Origin of the sequence: Wolbachia endosymbiont (group A) of Cephus spinipes, from assembly GCF_964026895.1 — a bacterium.
Classification (GTDB): Bacteria; Pseudomonadota; Alphaproteobacteria; order Rickettsiales; family Anaplasmataceae; genus Wolbachia; species Wolbachia pipientis.
Genome location: NZ_OZ034713.1, coordinates 332,123 through 350,643, shown reverse-complemented (window position 1 = coordinate 350,643; position 18,521 = coordinate 332,123). Strand labels below are relative to the sequence as shown.

The following is an 18,521-nucleotide window of genomic DNA, read 5'->3' as shown; positions in this document are numbered from 1 at the left end:
GGTAAGGTCACTTTAAAGGAAGTCTAATAGATGCTACATAGAAATCCAGATGAGTTTCTAAAGTCTATTCCAAAAGATAAGCGCATAATGTGCCTTGACATGGGAGAAAAGCAAATAGGCATAGCATTTAGCGATAAAACACAGCTCATAGCCACAGCTCATAGCATATATCACAGAAAAAATATGAGCAAAGATTTAGGTTATCTGCATAGAATATTCAAAGAAAATGAATCTGGATCAATGGTAATAGGACTACCATTAAAAATGGACGAGCAAGAAACTAAATGGTGTAAAACTATAATCCAATTCGCAAATAAAATAATAAAAAAATATAAAGTAAATATATACTTACAAGACGAAAGCTTCTCAACATCTATCGCAACTCATACACTAAAAATTACTGGAATATCAATCACAAAATCGAAAAAAATAGATGATAAAATCTCCGCATGTATTATTTTGCAACGAACGTTAGACAAGATAAATACAATCAAATAGTTTTTCCAGATCTGGAAATCTTCAAACTGAATCCCATATAAAAGTTACTCAACAAAACAAGAACCTTTCGTATAAGCATGACAAATTGCTACAGCAAGAGCGTCAGCAGCATGGTGGCATTTTATACTCAAATTTTTAACTATTTGCTTCACCATAAATATCATCTGATCCTTATCAGCATGGCCATTTCCGGTAATGCTTTTTTTTACATAGTTTGCATCATATTCATTCATAGTTAGCTTTGTTATTTTTAACGCTAAAATTACAACCCCTCTTGCATATCCTAAAGTTAGTGAAGATTTAGGATTTTTATTAACAAAAATTTTCTCCACCGCAGCTTCATTCGGAGAGTATAGGGAAATTACTTTCTTTAATTGTTCAAAAATTGTATGTAGGCGTTCACCTGTACCCAATTTACCATCAGTTGATATGGTACCGCCGCCCAAAAATTCAATATTATTTTTTTCGTTCAGGCTGATAATGGCCCACCCAGTCTTGCTTATTCCTGGATCTAGACCTATTATTTTAACCACTTAATAAACGCTTAACCAATAGACAAACAAAAATAAAAATATCCAGACTACATCTACAAAGTGCCAATACCAGGAGGCAAACTCAAAGCACAAATGGTCCTGAAGTGTAAATTGGCCTTTCCGTGCTCTAAATAAACACACTGATAAAAATATTATTCCTATTATAACGTGTGCGCAGTGAAAACCGGTAATCATGTAAAAATTGGATGTATAAATAAGCTTTTCTCCTGTTTCTTGTAGAGAAAAACTCGCTTCATGATACTCTATTGCTTGCACTATTATAAAAAAAACTCCAAGCAATATAGTTATGGACAGCATTTTAATCATGCTCTTTTTATCATTTTTAAGTAAAGAGTGATTTGCCCAAGTAATTGTTGTACCAGAAAGCAATAATATTAATGTATTCATGAATGGTAGTGACCACGGATCAGGTGGCAAAATTCCCTCAGGGGGCCATTCAACTTTTTTTGCAGGAGAAAACGCCTCAAATAAAAAAACTGGATCAAGCCAGGCTTTAAAGAATGAACAAAAGAACACTATAAAAAATACGACCTCCGAGAGAATAAACAAGTACATTGCAAATTTGAGTCCATGTTTTACAATGGCAGTGTGACATTTGTCATAAATGGCCTCCCTTATTACATCTCTCCACCAATAAAACAGCACCCCTGATACTGCGGAGATTCCCAAAACTAAACAAAACATTCCGACAATTTGTTTATGAAGCGCGCCAACTAATCCAAGTGCAAGAATAAGAATTGCTGCTGATACAGCAATTGGCCAAGGGCTTGGATCCACTAAATGAAAATCATGTTCTTTACTTTTCATAGCATTTTAAAAAATACTTATTAAGGATACAAATTAGCTTAAAATTGTCAATGTTCCTTAGGAAATTGATTGAATCTTGAAAAATTATATGCACCGTTCAAAAAATCTAACACAAATTGTGCAGTTATTCTAAACAACTCAAGCATTCTGCTCTTTTCGTTTTCTCTTGCTCTGCTGCAATATCCATCAACAATATTTTCCAAAATAATGCATCCAGACTTTACTGAATCACTGTAACAAAAATTAAACCAATCCCTATATCTATTATTTTTCTTGAATCTATTTTTCATGCTATCAACGACAGTCTCGTATATAAACATGCAAGAATACAAAACCGTCATAGCCTCATAGGTATTACTATGCGAGATGGATAAAAGAAAATTAGTGAAATTAAAACACTCAAGAGATTTCTTTTCGCAACTTATACCGTACATAGTAAAGTAGTAGTCATATAACATTCTATTAACAGTCACTACTCTTTGGGCTACTTCAGCAAGCGAGATAATACTACTATAATCTTCCATTTTGGATGCAGTAATTAAGGTGGTACGAATATAATCACCTAAGAACAACGTCTTTTGTTGAGCATAGAATTTGAAGTTCTCTATATTTAGGGTGTTATTCGCTAACTCAACATTAAAAGGATGCTCAATTATATCCTTTAAAAGATTTGACCCGTAACAGCTCCTAATTATGCCACTGAACACTGTAGTTATCGATAAAAGATCAAGTTAACGTAAATAATCCGCTGCTAATATTCTTTGCTAGATATATTAGAGTAATATGCCTCATCCCAAAACATCATTTCTAATTCCAGCCCTTTCTTAAAAAACTCATACATCCTCTTTTTTTCACAGTCACTAGCTTTTTTATATAGCTTATTTGTAATATCAGTAACCTCATCAATTACAGCATTTACTGTTTCGCTACTATAAATGTTGATCCACTCTTTGTATTTGTTATTTTTAACCCCCTTAGTTGTTATCTCATTTACCATATGGCGTATAACGATTTGGTATATGTTAAAGCAAGAATAAGATGCTACTAAAGCTTCATTAACAGAATTGTGATATGCGGCACTCATGAAAAAGTCAGTAAAGGCAGAACAAGCTCTTGACTTTTTGTGATCATCAGATAGATCACAATCTTCAAAATATTTTTTATACTGTTCTCGAACATAAAATGCTCCTTGTGCCAAATTGATTAAACTACTCATCATTTCAATATCATCAACTCTAGCTGCAACAATTAAAAAAGCACGAGCGCAATCTATACAATACAGAAAATCCTGCTGAAGGTAGAATTTGAATTTTTCATAATCTAATGTATTATTTATCAATTCAACATTAAAAGGGTGTTCTTTTATTTTATCAATAAGATCAGAAAACTCTTTTACAATTACGTTGTACAGTTCTCCTTCTATTTCGTTATACACTTTATAAGCCTCACAATAAAAATTGAATATAAAAATTATTACTAATATGGTATAATTATTATGAAAAAGCGTGCTATGCTTTAACAATAAGCTAGTATATAAATATGAGGCTGTAAATCAAAAATTTTAGCAATCTAAAGAAATTTTACTATTACCTTCTATATTGAATTCTCTACAAAGATCAGCAGATAAGTCCATGTTTTCCCAAGAAAATCCACCGTCCCTTTCCGACTGTTTACCAAAATGTCCATAACAGGCTGTACGTTTATATATAGGGCAATTAAGCGATAAATGCTTGATTATGCCTTTTGTTGATAAATCTATATTATTCTCGATAAACTTTTTAATTACTCTTTCCTCTACCTTATTCGCACCAAATGTATCAATATAGAATGAAGTAGGTTTTGATACACCAATTGCATAAGAAAGCTGCACAAGACAACGTTCAGCCAAACCTGCAAAGACAATATTTTTAGCAAGGTATCTTGCCATATAAGCTGCAGATCTATCAACTTTAGTTGCATCTTTTCCGGAAAATGCCCCTCCACCGTGTGGAATATAACCCCCATAAGTATCAACCATAATTTTTCGTCCGGTTAATCCACAATCACCAACTGGCCCACCAATAACAAATCTACCAGTTGGATTGACTAAGAGATTTTCCTCAGGACACATCCATCCTTCAGGTAAAGATGAAACTATGTAAGGGTAAATTATTTCTTTTACTTTTGATTGATCCAAATTCTCAGGGTGCTGTATCGAGACAATAATACTTTCAGCACGTACCGGGAGGTTATTCTCATATGCCAAAGTGATTTGTGACTTTGCATCTGGACCAAGTTTTGCTTCTTTAACTGCGCTCATGATATTTTTCAGAATCGAGTGTGCATAAAAAATGGGTGCCGGCATAAGGTTTTCTGTCTCTGTTGTTGCATAGCCATACATTATGCCCTGATCTCCAGCACCTTGATCCACCCCTATTGCAATGTCATTTGATTGCTCATGCAGCAATATATTTACTTTCACTTTTCTCCAGTGGAACCCATCGTGCTTGTAACCAATATCTTTTATTGTATTCCGTACAATACTTTCAATCCTGCTATTTTTGATGTTAGGCCCAAACACTTCCCCAGCTATAATAACGTTATCTTTGGTGACTAAAGTCTCTATTGCAGCTCGCGCAAAAGGATCAGTAAAAAGGTACTCATCAAGTATTGCATCTGAAATTTGATCTGCTACTTTATCTGGATGACCAGCCGCCACTGATTCACTGGTTACTAAATTTTTATATAAACTCATGTTTTTGCTTATACAATATCAAAACCGCTATAGAAAACACAGTTAGTAACTACTAAATGGTGGGTCTGGGAAGAGTTGAACCTCCGACCTCACGCTTATCAGGCGTGCGCTCTAACCACCTGAGCTACAGACCCATGATTTATTCAAGCTGAAGCTTTCATATTATCTGTAGGCACGATATCAATAAAAGTCTTTTTATTTGCTGACCTTCTAAAGCTGACCCAGCCTTCTATTTTAGCAAAAATCGTATGATCTTTACCTATACCAACATTCTTCCCAGGATGGAATTTTGTGCCTCTTTGGCGCACAATTATGTTACCAGGAATAACCTTCCCATTCTTCTTTATTCCTAACCTACGACCCGCTGAATCTCTACCATTACAGGAACTACCACCTGATTTTTTAGTTGCCATATCTTACCTCTTACTTTTGAAGACTAATTTCATTTATACGAAGAACAGTTATATACTGCCTATGACCAGTTTTCCTACGGTAATTTTTTCTTCTTTTCTTCTTAAAGATTATAATTTTTTCCCCCCTGCACTGCTGCAACACTTCAGCTTTAACAGTAGCATTAGATGAATAAGATAAGCCATTATTTGAAATACAAATCACCTTATTGATTTCCACCTCTTTTTTTTCTTCAGCTTCTAACTTCTCTACCTTTATTATACTACCTTCTTTTACTAAATATTGCTTTCCACCAGTCTCAATTACTGCAAACATGATAAATATAAATTATTGTTATTAACTTTAATCGTAAACGATGTCATATACGCTGTCAATATAAATAAAAAGCATGACTTAACGTTCTTTTTAAGCTATCTAAACACTTCTATCTTTCTTCACCCTTTATCTACTTTTTCTCAGACAGTAGACTTCTTGCATAACCTAAGCAGAAAAAAGGCAAATAGTTATTATAGCTCTAAGTTTACCGACACCGTCATTCAAGTAGCCCCTTCTCCTGTCATCCGAGTAGCTGACACTGGTTTACCTTATGATGATGTCATGAAAGTAGCTGACACTGGAATCCAGCCTTTTCATCCAAGACGGCAGCGCCTCCTTCTTCTGTCATCCCAGTGCCCAGACACTGGGATCCAGGAAAGTTTGCTTGTGAGCAAGCAAACTAGCATAGAAAGTGGTTACAACATTTTCGATGAGATTATATGGAAAACTGGATCCCAGTGTCAAGCACTGGAATGACATCATAGAGGCACTGGAATGACATCATAGGGGCTCGGGTGACAAAAAAAGGAGCACTGGAATGACACCTTCCTGCCCAATTCATGTTGCTATAAATATTAAGAAATTTACCAAGCGAAAAAAAAGGCAAAAGAAGCCCCGTGGTTATTGTCCGCTTTAAAATATTGGCGTTTTTTATGTTTTAAACGCTTGACAAGCGAAATTCAGCTGCTTTTAATTGCAACTAACCTACGCTGCAAATGTTTAAGAAATTTACCAAGCAGAAAAAAAGACAAAGAATCCCCGAGTTAGCTAGTCTTTTACTATCTCTGTCGAGTATTGGCATTTTTTGATGTCTTGTAACGCTTTATAAGCGCGTTCAGCTTATTTAGATAAAAATCTAGATGTAGATGAAGTTTTGTAAAGACATACAGTATCTATATACTGCAAAAAATTGAATATAAGACGCCGATACATTAAGTAATCCTTACCTTTTAATCTGCAGATTGGCGAAAGCAAATACAATAGCTTCACTGTTATGATAAGGGGGCTGGCGGAGTTTGTCAAGGAAGTTTTTTCGTTTCTGTGGGCTACCTGGATTAATATTATATAGAAAGTCTGCTGCCAATAAAGCCTAAACTTACCAAATACATTTCTGTAGATTCAGATCTACTTGACTTTGGTTTAAAGTATTTTACTGTTTTAAACATTTTTTTTAGCTCGTTACAAAAATCTTTATCAGATTCTCCTTGGAAAATTTTTACTACAAACGTGCCACCATGGCTCAAGAAATGCTTTGCAAAATTGAGCGCTGCCTCACATAAAAGCATAATTCTGATATGATCCAACGATTTTAAACCACAAGATTCGGGCGCCATGTCAGATAAAATTACATCAAATTTTTGATCCTTGAATTTTTCTCTTAAAATTTCAAACTCATTGATAATATCACATTGTATAAACTCTACTCCATTAATTGCGTTCATTGGTTTTATGTCAAGAGCAACCACATTTGCACCTTTCTGAGATGCAACTTGTGACCATCCACCAGGAGAAGCACCAAGATCAATAATTTTTTGCCCTTCTTGGAATAATTTAAATTTGTTATCCATTTCTACCAGCTTATATGCTGAGCGTGACCTATAACCATCCTTGCTAGTTTTTTGCACATACTGATCATTCAAATGACGATGTAGCCACCTTGTTGAAGATAGTTTTCTGCCTCTAGCCGTCTTTACTCTAGTTTTTATTGCTAATACCCTACTTATTATTGATTATATCTTTAAGCTCTTTTTCAACTACTTCTTTTACCAGTGCATGTAGATATTTATTCAGCCATTCTGAGAGCTGAGGTTTTAAAAGAGATGTAACTAATTCTTCAACAGTAAGGTTCGCTTTTTTTTGTTGTTTATGCTGTAATTCGTTTTGCATTTTTCCAAGCAACGCTTTGATCTCTTCCATATTCTCTTTTAAAATTAGATGATCGTTATTTTGCGCTTGTAAGCCGCTATTACTCGCTTTGTTATTACTCATTTGGATATTATCGTACAAATAAATATCTTTTTTTTCTTCTGAATTGTAGCTATGGCCATTAAATTGGTTATTGTTGCAAGCCATTTCCTCACTTTGGTCATCATTATCAATGTCCTCTTTTTCATTATTTTCTTTTTTGCCATCTTCTTCTATTTCTTCTGGATACTCTTCCTCAAGGTATAGCACATCATCATTTTCATCCTTTATTTCTGCTTTATCGTTACTCGCGTTTTTACCCGATATAGCTTTTTTTATATCTTCTAGGATATCTTTTACAGATTGATTGCCTTGTTCATCATGCATAGTGCTAATACCATTAAATTTAGAGGTCTATACTATTTATCATAAAAAGCAAGTTGTAAACACTAATCACATAATTGCTTTTTGCTTCAACTAAGTCTGAACGTGCTTTAAATAATGCATCTTCAGTGTCCAAAAGGTCAGATGTACTCTTTAAATTTAAGTTTACTTCTTGCTCAACTCCTTCCAATGCTAGAGCTGCTGCTTTTTCCGCTTCTTGACTTGCTTTGATAATGGCCTTTGCTGTCAACACATTATTCCAAGCATTTACAACTGCTTGTTCTATATTTTTTACCGTTTCATAATAATCGTAGGTAGATTTTTTTGCATCCATTTTAGCTTTACTGACACCAAAAGCATTAACTCCTCTCTTAAAGATTGGAACATCAAGAGTAAAAACTACATGAACATTTTCTAATAGTTTGTCTACCTTCATACCATCCTCCCCAAAATTTTTGCTTGCACTTAGATTTAAAGAAGGAAGCCACTTGGAGCTTTCAGCAATCACTTCCATTCCGGCTGCTCTTTTTTGATAAACTGCTGCTTTTAGAGATAAATTATTGGTTTTTGCTAACTGTAAACATTCATTTAGCTCTGGAACAGAAGGTAGTTTATCATTAGCTTCAGAAAGGTCATCAGCATCTTCGCCAATCAAATGATAATAAGCAATATTTACCAACTTTAATTTACCTTCAGCATCAACTCTTTCGGATATAGAAGACGAAAATTTTGCTTTTGCTAACAAAACTTCAGCATTGGTTACCTCTCCAAGGGAAAAGCGTTTTTTCATAGCTGACAAATGTTCCAAAGAAACGCGTTCTTTATGTTCTCTGAGCTTTAATATTTCTGTCTTTTGTAAAACATTAACATATGCTTTCACAGCATTAAGTGCAAGCTCTTGTTTTAATTGCTGAAATCGCATCTTTTCTGCTTTGAGAAGATGGCTTGATCGACTGAATGTGGCAAAGGTACCACCGCCATCGATTAATTTCTGGCGCAATGTAAGTTTTTTTTCAGATGTATCAAGATTAAAGTTACTATCGAAATTGTATTGCAAATTAATGTCAGGTAAAAATCCAGCTAACCCAGAAGATTTATAGTGTTTTTCTGCGCTTTTATATTGGTAAAATTGAGACTTTATTTTTGAGCTATTTTTGATGGCTTTGCTTATCACTTCTCCCACATCGGTTGCATAGCAACTTATAGTATTAAAAATGATCGCAAGTGTGATAATCAATCGAAACATTCTAATTCCTATGCATATTGGTTGCGCAGCTCAATTACTAACATAAATTACTTTAATAATCAATAACTAATATTGTTGACACTATTGAGAAATTAAGTATATCATAGCTTACTATTGTTGGATCAAATAATGAAGACTTTTTTCTTAAAGGAGAAACAAATCAATAAAAAGTGGTTTGTCATAGATGCAGAAGGATTAGTGGTAGGGAGGCTTGCAGCATTTGTAGCGACACTATTACGTGGAAAGCATAAACCTGAGTATACACCTCATATGGATTGTGGCGATAATGTAATTATTATCAACGCAGAAAAGGTGCATTTCACCGGAAAGAAGCTTAAAGATAAAATTTACTATAAGCATACAGGTTATTCTGGTGGTTTGAAGAAAACTACTCCAGATAATATTTTAAATGGCAAATTTCCTGAGCGTGTAATAGAAATGGCAGTGAAAAGGATGCTTGATGATGGGCCTATGGCACGTAGACGCTTTGAAAATTTGTATGTTTATTCTGGTTCAGAGCATAAGCATCAAGGACAGCAACCTGAAAAGATAGATTTTGCCTCTTTGAATCGTAAAAATAAAAAGTAATGGAGTAAAAATGAAGAGTTCTACAATAAATAACAATGATTGGTCAGAAAAGACAATTAAATCAGCAGTTGATTCGCTTGGTCGTTTATATGCTACAGGCCGAAGAAAAGAATCTGTAGCAAGAGTATGGATAAAGCCGGGGAGTGGAAAATTTAGTGTTAACAAAAAAGGCGATCTAATTTCTTATTTTAAAAGAGAGTCAGTGTGCCAAACAGTAAAAATGCCATTTGTTGCAACCTCTATGTTAGATAAATATGATGTATTTGCAACTGTAAAAGGTGGAGGGCTATCTGGTCAAGCAGGTGCTCTAGCTCATGGAATAAGCAGAGCTTTAAGTAGCGTAAGCCAAGATTTGCATTCTATATTACGTAATGGTGAGTTCTTAACTAGAGATTCACGTGTTGTTGAACGTAAGAAATATGGTCAACATAAAGCTCGGAAAAAGTGTCAATTTTCTAAGAGATAGTTATTTTATAGTGGTGTTTTTTTGTAAGTATTATACAAATATTTGCAAAAATGTATGATATCCTCTATTTTTGTGATGAATTTAGTTGACTATCGGTGTCAACATAATATGCTATTTATGTGATTTTTTCAATATTAAGGTAATTTATGAGTAAAGAAGATATAATAAAACAATTAAAGGAAGATTGTTCTAGTCAGAATATAGATATAACAAAATCTGATTTGAGCAAGATTCATGATGCGTTTATTAAAATAATAAAGAATGAGCTGCATGGGAAAGGTGAAATACGTTTGCATGGAATAGGAACATTTTCTACTGCTATCAGTCAGGAAAAACAATGTCGTAACCCCCAAAGTGGTGAGATCATGACTGTTCCTAAAAAGACAAGGGTAAAATTTAAAGCAAGCCAAACTCTTTTAAGTATTTTAAATGAGAAGGAAAAAGCAGCAGTTAGTTAGACATTGTCATTTTCATTGTTTTTACTACGCTGTGTAAGCCGTAAAATACAGCTTCGCTAATTAAATAGTGGCCTATGTTAAGAGCTGAGATGTGAGGTATTCTTGTCATCTTCTTAGCGTGTTTATAAGTTATGCCATGTCCTGCGTGGCATTCTATTCCTAATTTATTGACGTACTCTGCAGCATTAGTAATTAACTGTAACTTTTTTTCTGATGGATTATCACAGTAATCCCCTGTGTGAATTTCTATTATGTCAGGTTTTGTCCCTAGCTTTTCAAGATATGTTAGTTGATCAATATTTGGATCGATAAACAGTGAGACTTTTATGCTAGAGCTATGCATTTCCTCTATTATACTAGAAAGTTTACTGTGCATATTCACGATATCCAGGCCACCTTCGGTTGTTAATTCTTCTCTTTTTTCTGGTACTATACTAATCGAATAGGGTTTTACCTTTTTTGCTATTTCAAGCATTTCTTCCGTGGCTGCAATTTCAAGATTTAACTCAGTGCTAATGCTTTTTTTTAGGTTAAATACGTCTTCATCTCTAATATGCCTTCTATCTTCTCGTAAGTGTACAGTAATAAAGTCTGCTCCAGCGTCAATGGCTATTTCTGCTGCTTTCAATGGATCTGGATAAGAAGTTCCGCGTGCGTTGCGGAGGGTTGCAACGTGATCGATATTAACACCTAGTTTCACAATCTACCTCAGAAATTATTTATAGATTATACATGTTATTAGTTTTTTTGCATAGTCATTGTTTGACCTTACCCAGAAAAAGTGGAGAGAAAGAAAAGAGTTTTTTTGGGTAAAATAAAATTTTGGAGGATTAGAAATGGTAAGAGAATATACAGCAGAATTCAAATTGGAAGCTGTTAAACTGGCAAATGAACAAAGAAAGGCAGGTCAAACAATTACAAAAATAGCAAGAGATTTAGGAATAAAGGGTGGTTTATTAGGAAAATGGATAAAGAAACACAACGAAAAAAAGTCGGCAGCAGATGCATTTCCAGGTAGAGGTAACATGGCTCCTTACGACAAAGAGAGGTTTGATTTACAAAGCAAGAGTAACAAGGGAAAGAGACATTTAAAAAAAAGCCCTGGCCAGTCAAAAAGAGTAAAATATTTTTTTATATAGTAACTGCTATAAAGTACAGGAATTATGTAGGATTTTCTGCTAGTGGCTACTATAAGTGGACTACAAGAAAAATAAGCAGTAGAGAATCAGCAAATAAAGAGCTACTCGAAGCTATTCAAAAAATATATCAAGTTTCTAAATGTAGATATGGAGCTCCTAAAATTTATGCTGAATTGAAGGCTTTGGGTAAAAGTTGCAATTTGAAAACGGTGCAAAGTATTATGCAGAAAAATGACATCAGGGCTATACTGAGAAGAAAGTTTAAAATTAAAAAACAACAAACAGATAATAGAGCTGTAGCTCCCAATATACTAGATCAAAACTTTATTGTTGATCAACCAAATAAAGTATGGGATTACTTACATCAAAACCAAGGAGGGATGGCTATATTTGGCAGCAATAATTCTCACGTATGGTAGTTAATGAGTAGTGCAATAAATAAACAATTGGTTATGAACTCTTTATTAATGGCCATTAATAGGCGTAAACCTGTTAAAAATCTACTGCTGCACAGTGACCAAGGTTCACAATATACTGCGCAAGGGTATCAATATCTCTTAGCTGTAAAGAATATAGATGAGTAATAAAGGCTGTTGTTACGACAATTCTGTTGCAGAAAGCTTCTTTAGCTCATTGAAAAGAGAAATACTTATTGATACTTCACAACACTCTGCTCAACAAACTAGAACTGCAATATTTGAATACATAGAAATTTTTTATAACAAACAACGTCACTATTAACTATTGCATTCCAGAACAATTTGATGCATCATTCTTTTTGTAAAAAACATTCCACACTTTCTCTCCACTTTTTCTGGGTAAGGTCAATTGACAACTGTCCACTTTCTATTCCCATGGATTCATATTTTTTGCCTTGACCAAGAAAAAATTCAGCTATTGCCTTACTTTCTCTTGCAACAACTTCTTCCTTAACAATTTTTCCTTTCTCATCAACGATACTTATAAAAGTTTCTTTTAGTGAGATCGCTATAATATTCCATGAGACTGCTCCTACTAATAAAAGTTTAAATTATTTTTGAAGAACTTATTCTACTGAATTCGTTACTTCGTGCTAAAATAATGGACTCCATCATTCAACAGCAATTACAGTATGTTTACCCTTTTTCTTGTTATTTTTCTAATCTATAGTCAGCGTTCAAAACCATATTCGAAAAGTATCTCATATATTTCCAGATTTTTTTAATGCTGTTTATTTCATCCTCAACATTGCCTCTACCTTTATGAACTAAGTAGCAGCATTAAAAATTATAACGTATTCCTACTTCTAGAATCGCGTCCGGTATTTGTACTGGTGGTTTAAAGCCACTTAGTTGCCCGCCTGCGGTAATACCAACTGTACCAACTATCTGTGGAGCAATTTCATAATCAACACCGACCTTTAGTTTATAGGAAATAGAACCCAGTATTTTATCTACTACAGATGCCTTCTCTCCAGCAGCTTCAATATCTTTGCTTGCAGGTTCACTTGTACCACTGTTACCAAAGCCAAAAGGTATTACTTGTAGGTATCCTCCTAAACCTCCGCTGACATATAGCTTAACGGGATCAATATCAAGGTTAGGGTAATAACGGTAATTTGCTAATAAGCTAGCCCCCATTTTCTTTTCTTCTTTACCAAACATATCACTTATGTCAGTGAGAACCTCAAGTTCAAACTTAGAGTTTTTGTCATGATGATAACCAAAAACAACGCTAGGTTTTATTTTTAAGCCACCACCCCATCCAGCACCAAAGTTTAAACCTGCATAATACTGATCTTCTGACTTACTTGCACTATTATTAGCTGTACCTGCTAGAGATGAAGTGAGCAACACAGCTAAAGCACATAATCTTTTCATTTTCATATAACTCCTCATACAAAAAAATATATAATGCATAAGTATATATCCTTTATATTAAAAAAGATATAATCGCATGTTAAAAAGAGTATAACCATGAAGTCAAAGATGCGCTACGGATTTTTTATATAACTATATTTACTATCTTATTTGGTACAGCATATACAGTGCGAACTTTGTTTTGATCGATCTTACTGGACACAGAGTCTATCGCTATTTTCTTCAATTCTTCTTGAGGTAAGTTAATTGCCACTTCGATTGTCGCACGCAACTTTCCATTGATCTGCACTGCTATAGTTACCGTATCGTCAACTAATAATGATTCATCAGCTTTTGGCCAAGGTTGACCTCCTATTTCTTGCCATAGGCTTTCAGCTAAATGCGGCATAAATGGTTCGATTACTCTGATTAGTATGCATATACCTTCATTAATAAGAGATTTTCCAGCTGCTACGTCTATTTCAGCTATTAAATTCGTCATTTCACGAAATTTTGCCACTACACAGTTTAATCTGCAGTTTTCCAAGTCATCTGTAAGTCCATGTAAGAGTTTATGAATTTTTTTTCTGTACTCTAGAAGTCCACCCGTAACACTTTTGTTATCATAGTGCATATTCACAGGCTTAAGCTGCATGACCATACGCCACAATTTATTTACATAACGAGAACAACCTTCCACACCATCATCGGACCATTCCATATCTTTCTCTGGAGGAGTGTCAGACAACACAAACAAGCGGGCAGTATCAGCACCATACTTTTCTATGATAAAATTTGGATCAACTGTGTTCTTTTTCGATTTGCTCATTTTCTCGACTTTTCCAACTTGAACCTTAGCTCCTTGTGCAATCAACTCTTTTGCTTCTGCGGGAAATAGCCACTTACCATTTTCGTCTTTATAAGTTGCATGGCAGACCATTCCTTGAGTGATTAAAGTAGAGAAAGGCTCTTTAATATCAAAATAGCCACATTTGGTTAAAGCACGGCAGAAAAATCGTGAGTAAAGCAAATGCAGAATTGCATGCTCTATCCCACCTATATAATAATCAACAGGCATAAAACGATTACATGCATCTTTGTCTATTGATTTATCTTCACTACAGAATGCAGCAAAATACCAGGAAGACTCAAAAAAGGTGTCGAATGTATCAGTTTCACGCTCTGCTTGCTTTCCACATTTTGGGCAATCAACGAACTTCCAAGTTGGGTGTTTATCAAGCGGATTACCACCACTTGTAAATTCCACATCTGTTGGTAGAACTACAGGAAGGTCTTTTTCTGGTACTGGAACAGTTCCGCAGTCTCTGCAATATATGATAGGTATAGGGCATCCCCAATAACGTTGTCTCGAAATTCCCCAATCATGTAAACGATAGTTTGTTGTTTTCTCACCTATCCCTTTTTCTTTGAGCTTTTTAATGATTACTTCCTTTGCTTCACTAACCGTCAATCCATTTAAGAATTCAGAGTTGCACATTATTTCGCCGCCAGTGTAGGCTTCTTCTAGAGTCACTATGGCTTGTGCACCCTTTTCACAAATAACAGGAATAACCGGCAAATCGTATTTCTGTGCAAATTCAAAATCACGCTGATCATGTGCAGGGCACCCAAAAATCGCGCCTTCCCCATATTCCATCAACACAAAATTCGCTATGTAAAGCGGCAATTCCTTATCAAGAAATGGATGCTTGACGTTTAATCCGGTGTAAACTCCTATTTTTTCGTCATTTTCCTCCTTTGCTTTCATGCCATCGATAAAGTCTCGTATTTCTTTGTCCTTAAGATCCTGCACAATAGGGTGTTCTGCTGCTACCGCAAAAAAAGAAGCTCCAAACCAAGTATGAGGAGAAGTTGTAAAAATCTTTAATTTCTTATTTAAGCCAACTATTTCAAAATCTATAGTTACCCCTTCAGATTTTCCTATCCAACGCTCCTGCATTGTTTTGACTTTTTCTGGCCAATTTTTCAAACTTTGCAGACACTTGAGTAAATCTTTAGCGAAATCAGTAATCTTTAAAAACCACTGGGATAACTTACGTTTTTCAACAACGGCGCCTGACCGCCATCCTTTTCCATCAACCACCTGTTCATTTGCAAGCACTGTTTGGTCCACTGGATCCCAGTTAACCCATGATTCTTTTCGATAGGCAAGCCCATGCTTTAAAAAATCCAGGAAAAATTTTTGTTCGTGTTTGTAATAATCAGGCTCACATGTGGAGAGTTCACGCTCCCAATTATAAGAAAGACCTATAGATTTCAACTGTGTACGCATATTATCTATATTCTCTTTTGTCCATGTTTCGGGGCTAATATTGTTATCCCTTGCTGCATTCTCAGCTGGTAATCCAAACGCATCCCAGCCAATTGGATGCAAAACCTCAAATCCATTAGCTCTCTTGTAACGCGCTATCACATCCCCTATTGCATAGTTACGTAAGTGTCCCATATGAATTTTACCAGATGGATATGGAAACATTTCCAACACGTAACACTTTTCTTGTTTACCACTCTTGCTTACAGAAAAATCCCATTTATCTTGATAAAATTTTTCAACACTTTTAAAATCATATTTCATATAAATCCAAATTCAATTACAGTTCATATGCATCAAAGGATCAACCGCTTGGCCATTATGTCGTATTGTGAAACACATCTGTGGATCTTTATCTTGTGTGCTTGATTTACCTGCAGATCCAATTACTTGACCTTGCTTTACTTTATCGCCAATTTCAACATGTATGTTTTTTAAATAGGAGTACACAGTCATGTAATTATCTTTGTGTTCCACTATAATTAAATTCCCATACCATCTCAGCCCTTTGCCTACATATATCACTTTGCCTGGTGCAGAGGAAACTACGTTCGTTCCATTTTGAGCAGCAATTTTTATGCCATCCTTACACATTTCATCAGAAGAGGTAGCTGAACCTTTAACTGGCATTACAAATTTACAATTTACCCCCACATTTTGTGTATTATTGTTATCTTTGTATATCCTATTTATGATGGCTTTTCTACTTTCTTTTTGCACTGAAGGCTCCCTAATTAAATGGTACTCTCTTGTATATTCCAGATCTCTTTTTCCGTAAAATTCTTCGCCTTTAAGCAGCACAGGTGCAGGTTTTTGCAGGCCACAGCCTATTAATATTGCTAATAACATAAGAAATGAGGCTATATGCCACATTTTAAACTCTCACAAAACTCCAAAATTTTAGCGAGACGTAGTGTTTCACGCCTGCTTGTTACTTTCCTCGTTATTTATTTTACTAGTTAAATAGTCCCTCAAATCGGTGAGTTCTTGCAACAAATTCTTTGTGACTTTTATATCATTACCAAATTCTTTTTGCACTCCTTTTATTGTATATCCTTTATCATATAGCATGTATTTTACTTTCTTTATGGCCTCTATACACTTGCGATCATATAGCCTTCTTCCTTTACGCTTTGTAGGCTTAATTTGATGAAATTGACCTTCCCAAAATCTCAAAACATGCTGTTCCAAATGTAGCTCTTCAGCTACTTCCCCAATCGTATAAAATAATTTTTCCTTGTTCATTAATTATTGATTGATTTTTTTATAATTTTTGAAGGCCTAAAAGAAACTGAATTTCTTGCCTGAATCATCACTTTCTCCGATGTATTTGGTATATTTCCTGGTCTTTCCTTCTTTTTCTTAACCAAGAATGTTCCAAATGACGATATTTTTACTATTCCATCCTTTACCAAGCTTGTCTTTATTTCGTCCAATATATCATCTATTATCGAAACAGAGTCTTCCTTTGATAATCCTATTTCTTGGTTTATATCTCCAGCTATCGTTGCCTTAGTTACTGTTGTGTCTTTTGTTGTAACGTGATCCATTATTGATAAATATTACAATACGTAAATATAATATAGCAATCGACTCGAGATTCAGCTACTTTATTTTTTAGAGTATGTCTCTTTTGTTGCATAATTTAAAATACCGGCAACTATCAATATCGCAAATATTGCAAAAAGTGCCATTTTATGATCTGTAAAAAGTGCTAACATTGACACTATAACTCCACTGCCAATAAACATAAATCCATTGATAATGGATGATGATGTGCTGATGTATTTTCGTTTCACAATCTCGCTGCCGACAGTAAAATTAAGCATATGTCCTCCCGCAAAAAACCCGAACATTAACATACAAAAGTACACAACGTGGACTGTTAAATGGCTGTATAGTAAAATAATAATTGAGACGCCTTGCAATAAAGCAAAAGCAGAAATTACATGTTTCCTATTTTTAAATAAGTTTGAGATTCGATCTGCAATTGGAGCACCAACTGCAAGACCAAGCCATAGTATTGCAGTTGCTATACCTGACTCCATTGCATTGAGTTCTGAGTTGCCCAGTAACCTTGGAGCCCACAAGGTATTAAGTGCTAAAAATGTTCCAAAAGTAATAGCACCCACCACTGAAGTTATCCAGATATCTCTTAATTTTAGCACTGTTAATATAGAGCACATTACTGTCTTCATAGAGCTTTTTATTGTGCGCTTTTCTGAGCTGCTTTCTGGAAGTGTGTTTGGACAAAAAAGCGTAAGTACAAATATCAACACACCAAATAGTATTATGCATACAATCAGATTTTTCCAATATGCATCTTCGGCAAGCAAGTTAGAGAACAGTATTTGAATTACCAAAGCAGAAAGGCTTGAAATTGTCTGCACTAGTGAAAACATTAGTCCAAATTGGGCAGCGGAAAAACATATGCTACTTGTGTGAGCAGCACCAATAAAACCAAATGATGCTCCAGTTGCAATCAACACTTGAGACAAAATCAAATGGGAGAAATTGTCACTATTAATAAGGACAAAAAACCCCAAGATCATAGTTGATAACGAGAAAAAATAAATTTTTTTACTGGAAAAAACATTAAACGTTGCTCCACTAAAAAATTGTAAGATGGCGAAAGTCCAAGTATATGCTGAATTAGCCAGTGCAACTTGCGCGATTGTAAGTCCAAGTTCCTTTTCGAGATTTACACTTATAAAGGTATAAATTATCTGCATGTTGCTGAATATAACAACCAAGTTACTAATCAGCCAAATGAACCAAGCCTTAGCTCTGCTTTCCATAAGATTTATTTTTATAAGTAATCTATTAGAAATTTAACACTAAGTCTC

The 18,521-nt window shown here is 34.7% G+C and carries 26 protein-coding genes and 1 tRNA gene; 9 read left to right on the top strand and 18 right to left on the bottom strand.

Going from position 1 to position 18,521, the window contains the following annotated elements:
- Window positions 1-30: 30 nt before the first annotated feature.
- Window positions 31-498, top strand: coding sequence for a Holliday junction resolvase RuvX (gene ruvX, locus AAGD59_RS01700; RefSeq protein WP_010082183.1), 468 nt, complete (start codon window positions 31-33; stop codon window positions 496-498).
- A gap of 44 nt (window positions 499-542) precedes the next feature.
- Here the strand turns inward: ruvX and ruvC are convergent, their stop codons facing one another.
- The 8 genes from ruvC to rplU form a co-directional block, all read right to left on the bottom strand.
- Window positions 543-1,031: a crossover junction endodeoxyribonuclease RuvC gene (gene ruvC, locus AAGD59_RS01695; protein ID WP_015588791.1), complete on the bottom strand. Its 489-nt coding sequence runs from the start codon at window positions 1,029-1,031 to the stop codon at window positions 543-545.
- Window positions 1,032-1,859, bottom strand: coding sequence for a cytochrome c oxidase subunit 3 (locus AAGD59_RS01690; RefSeq protein ID WP_006279354.1), 828 nt, complete (start codon window positions 1,857-1,859; stop codon window positions 1,032-1,034). It lies immediately after the preceding gene.
- A 47-nt stretch (window positions 1,860-1,906) separates the two neighbouring features.
- Window positions 1,907-2,566, bottom strand: a complete 660-nt coding sequence (locus tag AAGD59_RS01685) for a TenA family protein (RefSeq protein WP_265027927.1) — start codon at window positions 2,564-2,566, stop codon at window positions 1,907-1,909.
- A 44-nt stretch (window positions 2,567-2,610) separates the two neighbouring features.
- Window positions 2,611-3,294 (bottom strand): TenA family protein, encoded by a 684-nt coding sequence (locus tag AAGD59_RS01680; RefSeq protein ID WP_341812940.1) that lies wholly within the window; start codon window positions 3,292-3,294, stop codon window positions 2,611-2,613.
- 126 nt (window positions 3,295-3,420) lie between these two features.
- Window positions 3,421-4,593 carry a methionine adenosyltransferase gene (metK, locus tag AAGD59_RS01675; RefSeq protein WP_174516991.1) on the bottom strand — a complete coding sequence of 391 codons (1,173 nt, stop codon included), beginning with the start codon at window positions 4,591-4,593 and terminating at the stop codon, window positions 3,421-3,423.
- A gap of 57 nt (window positions 4,594-4,650) precedes the next feature.
- Window positions 4,651-4,727 (bottom strand) — tRNA-Ile (locus tag AAGD59_RS01670).
- A gap of 9 nt (window positions 4,728-4,736) precedes the next feature.
- Window positions 4,737-5,006 (bottom strand): 50S ribosomal protein L27, encoded by a 270-nt coding sequence (gene rpmA / locus AAGD59_RS01665; protein WP_006279564.1) that lies wholly within the window; start codon window positions 5,004-5,006, stop codon window positions 4,737-4,739.
- Between the two features lie 10 nt (window positions 5,007-5,016).
- Window positions 5,017-5,319: a 50S ribosomal protein L21 gene (gene rplU, locus AAGD59_RS01660; RefSeq protein WP_015588788.1), complete on the bottom strand. Its 303-nt coding sequence runs from the start codon at window positions 5,317-5,319 to the stop codon at window positions 5,017-5,019.
- 156 nt (window positions 5,320-5,475) lie between these two features.
- Here rplU and AAGD59_RS01655 point away from each other — a divergent pair, with 156 nt between their 5' ends.
- A complete protein-coding gene (locus tag AAGD59_RS01655; RefSeq protein WP_242049588.1) occupies window positions 5,476-5,796 on the top strand; it encodes a toluene-4-monooxygenase system B family protein in 321 nt (106 codons plus the stop codon).
- A gap of 584 nt (window positions 5,797-6,380) precedes the next feature.
- Here the strand turns inward: AAGD59_RS01655 and AAGD59_RS01650 are convergent.
- The 3 genes from AAGD59_RS01650 to AAGD59_RS01640 all read right to left on the bottom strand — a co-directional run bounded on the left by AAGD59_RS01650 (window position 6,381) and on the right by AAGD59_RS01640 (window position 8,854).
- The gene (locus AAGD59_RS01650) at window positions 6,381-6,959 is read right to left on the bottom strand and encodes an RlmE family RNA methyltransferase (protein ID WP_015588787.1); all 579 of its coding nucleotides are present in this window, start codon (window positions 6,957-6,959) and stop codon (window positions 6,381-6,383) included.
- Between the two features lie 76 nt (window positions 6,960-7,035).
- Window positions 7,036-7,611 carry a PopZ family protein gene (locus tag AAGD59_RS01645; RefSeq protein WP_010082598.1) on the bottom strand — a complete coding sequence of 192 codons (576 nt, stop codon included), beginning with the start codon at window positions 7,609-7,611 and terminating at the stop codon, window positions 7,036-7,038.
- A gap of 19 nt (window positions 7,612-7,630) precedes the next feature.
- Entirely contained in the window at window positions 7,631-8,854 is a 1,224-nt protein-coding gene (locus AAGD59_RS01640; protein ID WP_006279873.1) for a TolC family protein, read from the bottom strand.
- Window positions 8,855-8,983: 129 nt separating this feature from the next.
- Between AAGD59_RS01640 and rplM the strand changes: the two genes are divergently transcribed.
- The 3 genes from rplM (at window position 8,984) to AAGD59_RS01625 (ending at window position 10,366) form a co-directional block, all read left to right on the top strand.
- Complete coding sequence (rplM, locus tag AAGD59_RS01635; protein WP_010082596.1) at window positions 8,984-9,442, top strand: 50S ribosomal protein L13; 459 nt, start codon at window positions 8,984-8,986, stop codon at window positions 9,440-9,442.
- A gap of 10 nt (window positions 9,443-9,452) precedes the next feature.
- Entirely contained in the window at window positions 9,453-9,908 is a 456-nt protein-coding gene (rpsI, locus tag AAGD59_RS01630) for a 30S ribosomal protein S9 (protein WP_007548415.1), read from the top strand.
- A 146-nt stretch (window positions 9,909-10,054) separates the two neighbouring features.
- Window positions 10,055-10,366: an HU family DNA-binding protein gene (locus AAGD59_RS01625; RefSeq protein WP_006279876.1), complete on the top strand. Its 312-nt coding sequence runs from the start codon at window positions 10,055-10,057 to the stop codon at window positions 10,364-10,366.
- Here AAGD59_RS01625 and AAGD59_RS01620 read toward each other — a convergent pair.
- A complete protein-coding gene (locus tag AAGD59_RS01620) occupies window positions 10,359-11,066 on the bottom strand; it encodes a pyridoxine 5'-phosphate synthase (RefSeq protein ID WP_141456804.1) in 708 nt (235 codons plus the stop codon). The genes AAGD59_RS01625 and AAGD59_RS01620 overlap by 8 nt on opposite strands.
- A 136-nt stretch (window positions 11,067-11,202) precedes the next feature.
- On the opposite strand from AAGD59_RS01620, the gene AAGD59_RS01615 reads away from it, so the two are divergent.
- Genes AAGD59_RS01615 through AAGD59_RS01605 form a run of 4 tightly spaced genes read left to right on the top strand, consistent with a single transcriptional unit; the run spans window position 11,203 to window position 12,246 of the window.
- Window positions 11,203-11,505 carry a transposase gene (locus AAGD59_RS01615; protein WP_081600753.1) on the top strand — a complete coding sequence of 101 codons (303 nt, stop codon included), beginning with the start codon at window positions 11,203-11,205 and terminating at the stop codon, window positions 11,503-11,505.
- Complete coding sequence (locus AAGD59_RS01610) at window positions 11,490-11,924, top strand: IS3 family transposase (RefSeq protein WP_141456787.1); 435 nt, start codon at window positions 11,490-11,492, stop codon at window positions 11,922-11,924. Before AAGD59_RS01615 ends, AAGD59_RS01610 begins: the two co-directional genes overlap by 16 nt.
- Window positions 11,925-11,927: 3 nt before the next feature.
- Window positions 11,928-12,089, top strand: coding sequence for a DDE-type integrase/transposase/recombinase (locus AAGD59_RS06895; RefSeq protein WP_010082071.1), 162 nt, complete (start codon window positions 11,928-11,930; stop codon window positions 12,087-12,089).
- Window positions 12,082-12,246, top strand: coding sequence for an IS3 family transposase (locus AAGD59_RS01605; protein WP_010082072.1), 165 nt, complete (start codon window positions 12,082-12,084; stop codon window positions 12,244-12,246). The genes AAGD59_RS06895 and AAGD59_RS01605 overlap by 8 nt, the downstream gene beginning before the upstream one ends.
- Window positions 12,247-12,764: 518 nt before the next feature.
- Here the strand turns inward: AAGD59_RS01605 and AAGD59_RS01600 are convergent.
- The 6 genes from AAGD59_RS01600 to AAGD59_RS01575 form a co-directional block, all read right to left on the bottom strand.
- Window positions 12,765-13,370, bottom strand: coding sequence for an OmpA-like protein (locus AAGD59_RS01600; RefSeq protein WP_015588785.1), 606 nt, complete (start codon window positions 13,368-13,370; stop codon window positions 12,765-12,767).
- Between the two features lie 118 nt (window positions 13,371-13,488).
- Complete coding sequence (gene leuS, locus AAGD59_RS01595) at window positions 13,489-15,939, bottom strand: leucine--tRNA ligase (protein WP_265027926.1); 2,451 nt, start codon at window positions 15,937-15,939, stop codon at window positions 13,489-13,491.
- 12 nt (window positions 15,940-15,951) lie between these two features.
- A complete protein-coding gene (locus AAGD59_RS01590; RefSeq protein WP_006279879.1) occupies window positions 15,952-16,548 on the bottom strand; it encodes a murein hydrolase activator EnvC family protein in 597 nt (198 codons plus the stop codon).
- Window positions 16,549-16,593: 45 nt separating this feature from the next.
- Entirely contained in the window at window positions 16,594-16,920 is a 327-nt protein-coding gene (locus AAGD59_RS01585) for a MerR family transcriptional regulator (protein WP_006279880.1), read from the bottom strand.
- On the bottom strand, window positions 16,920-17,225 hold the full coding sequence (locus AAGD59_RS01580) for an integration host factor subunit alpha (RefSeq protein WP_006279881.1): 306 nt from the start codon (window positions 17,223-17,225) through the stop codon (window positions 16,920-16,922). Before AAGD59_RS01580 ends, AAGD59_RS01585 begins: the two co-directional genes overlap by 1 nt.
- Before the next feature lie 60 nt (window positions 17,226-17,285).
- Window positions 17,286-18,473 carry an MFS transporter gene (locus AAGD59_RS01575; protein WP_141456806.1) on the bottom strand — a complete coding sequence of 396 codons (1,188 nt, stop codon included), beginning with the start codon at window positions 18,471-18,473 and terminating at the stop codon, window positions 17,286-17,288.
- Window positions 18,474-18,521 lie beyond the last annotated feature (48 nt).

Bases quoted from the DNA above. Each gene is read 5' to 3' on its own strand.
- AAGD59_RS01580 (WP_006279881.1), bottom strand. From the start codon at position 17,225: ATGGATCACGTTACAACAAAAGACACAACAGTAACTAAGGCAACGATA.
- AAGD59_RS01600 (WP_015588785.1), bottom strand. From the start codon at position 13,370: ATGAAAATGAAAAGATTATGTGCTTTAGCTGTGTTGCTCACTTCATCT.
- AAGD59_RS01625 (WP_006279876.1), top strand. From the start codon at position 10,055: ATGAGTAAAGAAGATATAATAAAACAATTAAAGGAAGATTGTTCTAGT.
- rplU (WP_015588788.1), bottom strand. From the start codon at position 5,319: ATGTTTGCAGTAATTGAGACTGGTGGAAAGCAATATTTAGTAAAAGAA.
- AAGD59_RS01640 (WP_006279873.1), bottom strand. From the start codon at position 8,854: ATGTTTCGATTGATTATCACACTTGCGATCATTTTTAATACTATAAGT.
- AAGD59_RS01590 (WP_006279879.1), bottom strand. From the start codon at position 16,548: ATGTGGCATATAGCCTCATTTCTTATGTTATTAGCAATATTAATAGGC.
- rpmA (WP_006279564.1), bottom strand. From the start codon at position 5,006: ATGGCAACTAAAAAATCAGGTGGTAGTTCCTGTAATGGTAGAGATTCA.
- AAGD59_RS01690 (WP_006279354.1), bottom strand. From the start codon at position 1,859: ATGAAAAGTAAAGAACATGATTTTCATTTAGTGGATCCAAGCCCTTGG.
- AAGD59_RS01615 (WP_081600753.1), top strand. From the start codon at position 11,203: ATGGTAAGAGAATATACAGCAGAATTCAAATTGGAAGCTGTTAAACTG.
- AAGD59_RS01585 (WP_006279880.1), bottom strand. From the start codon at position 16,920: ATGAACAAGGAAAAATTATTTTATACGATTGGGGAAGTAGCTGAAGAG.
- rpsI (WP_007548415.1), top strand. From the start codon at position 9,453: ATGAAGAGTTCTACAATAAATAACAATGATTGGTCAGAAAAGACAATT.
- leuS (WP_265027926.1), bottom strand. From the start codon at position 15,939: ATGAAATATGATTTTAAAAGTGTTGAAAAATTTTATCAAGATAAATGG.
- AAGD59_RS06895 (WP_010082071.1), top strand. From the start codon at position 11,928: ATGAGTAGTGCAATAAATAAACAATTGGTTATGAACTCTTTATTAATG.
- AAGD59_RS01645 (WP_010082598.1), bottom strand. From the start codon at position 7,611: ATGCATGATGAACAAGGCAATCAATCTGTAAAAGATATCCTAGAAGAT.
- metK (WP_174516991.1), bottom strand. From the start codon at position 4,593: ATGAGTTTATATAAAAATTTAGTAACCAGTGAATCAGTGGCGGCTGGT.
- ruvX (WP_010082183.1), top strand. From the start codon at position 31: ATGCTACATAGAAATCCAGATGAGTTTCTAAAGTCTATTCCAAAAGAT.
- AAGD59_RS01605 (WP_010082072.1), top strand. From the start codon at position 12,082: ATGAGTAATAAAGGCTGTTGTTACGACAATTCTGTTGCAGAAAGCTTC.
- AAGD59_RS01575 (WP_141456806.1), bottom strand. From the start codon at position 18,473: ATGGAAAGCAGAGCTAAGGCTTGGTTCATTTGGCTGATTAGTAACTTG.
- rplM (WP_010082596.1), top strand. From the start codon at position 8,984: ATGAAGACTTTTTTCTTAAAGGAGAAACAAATCAATAAAAAGTGGTTT.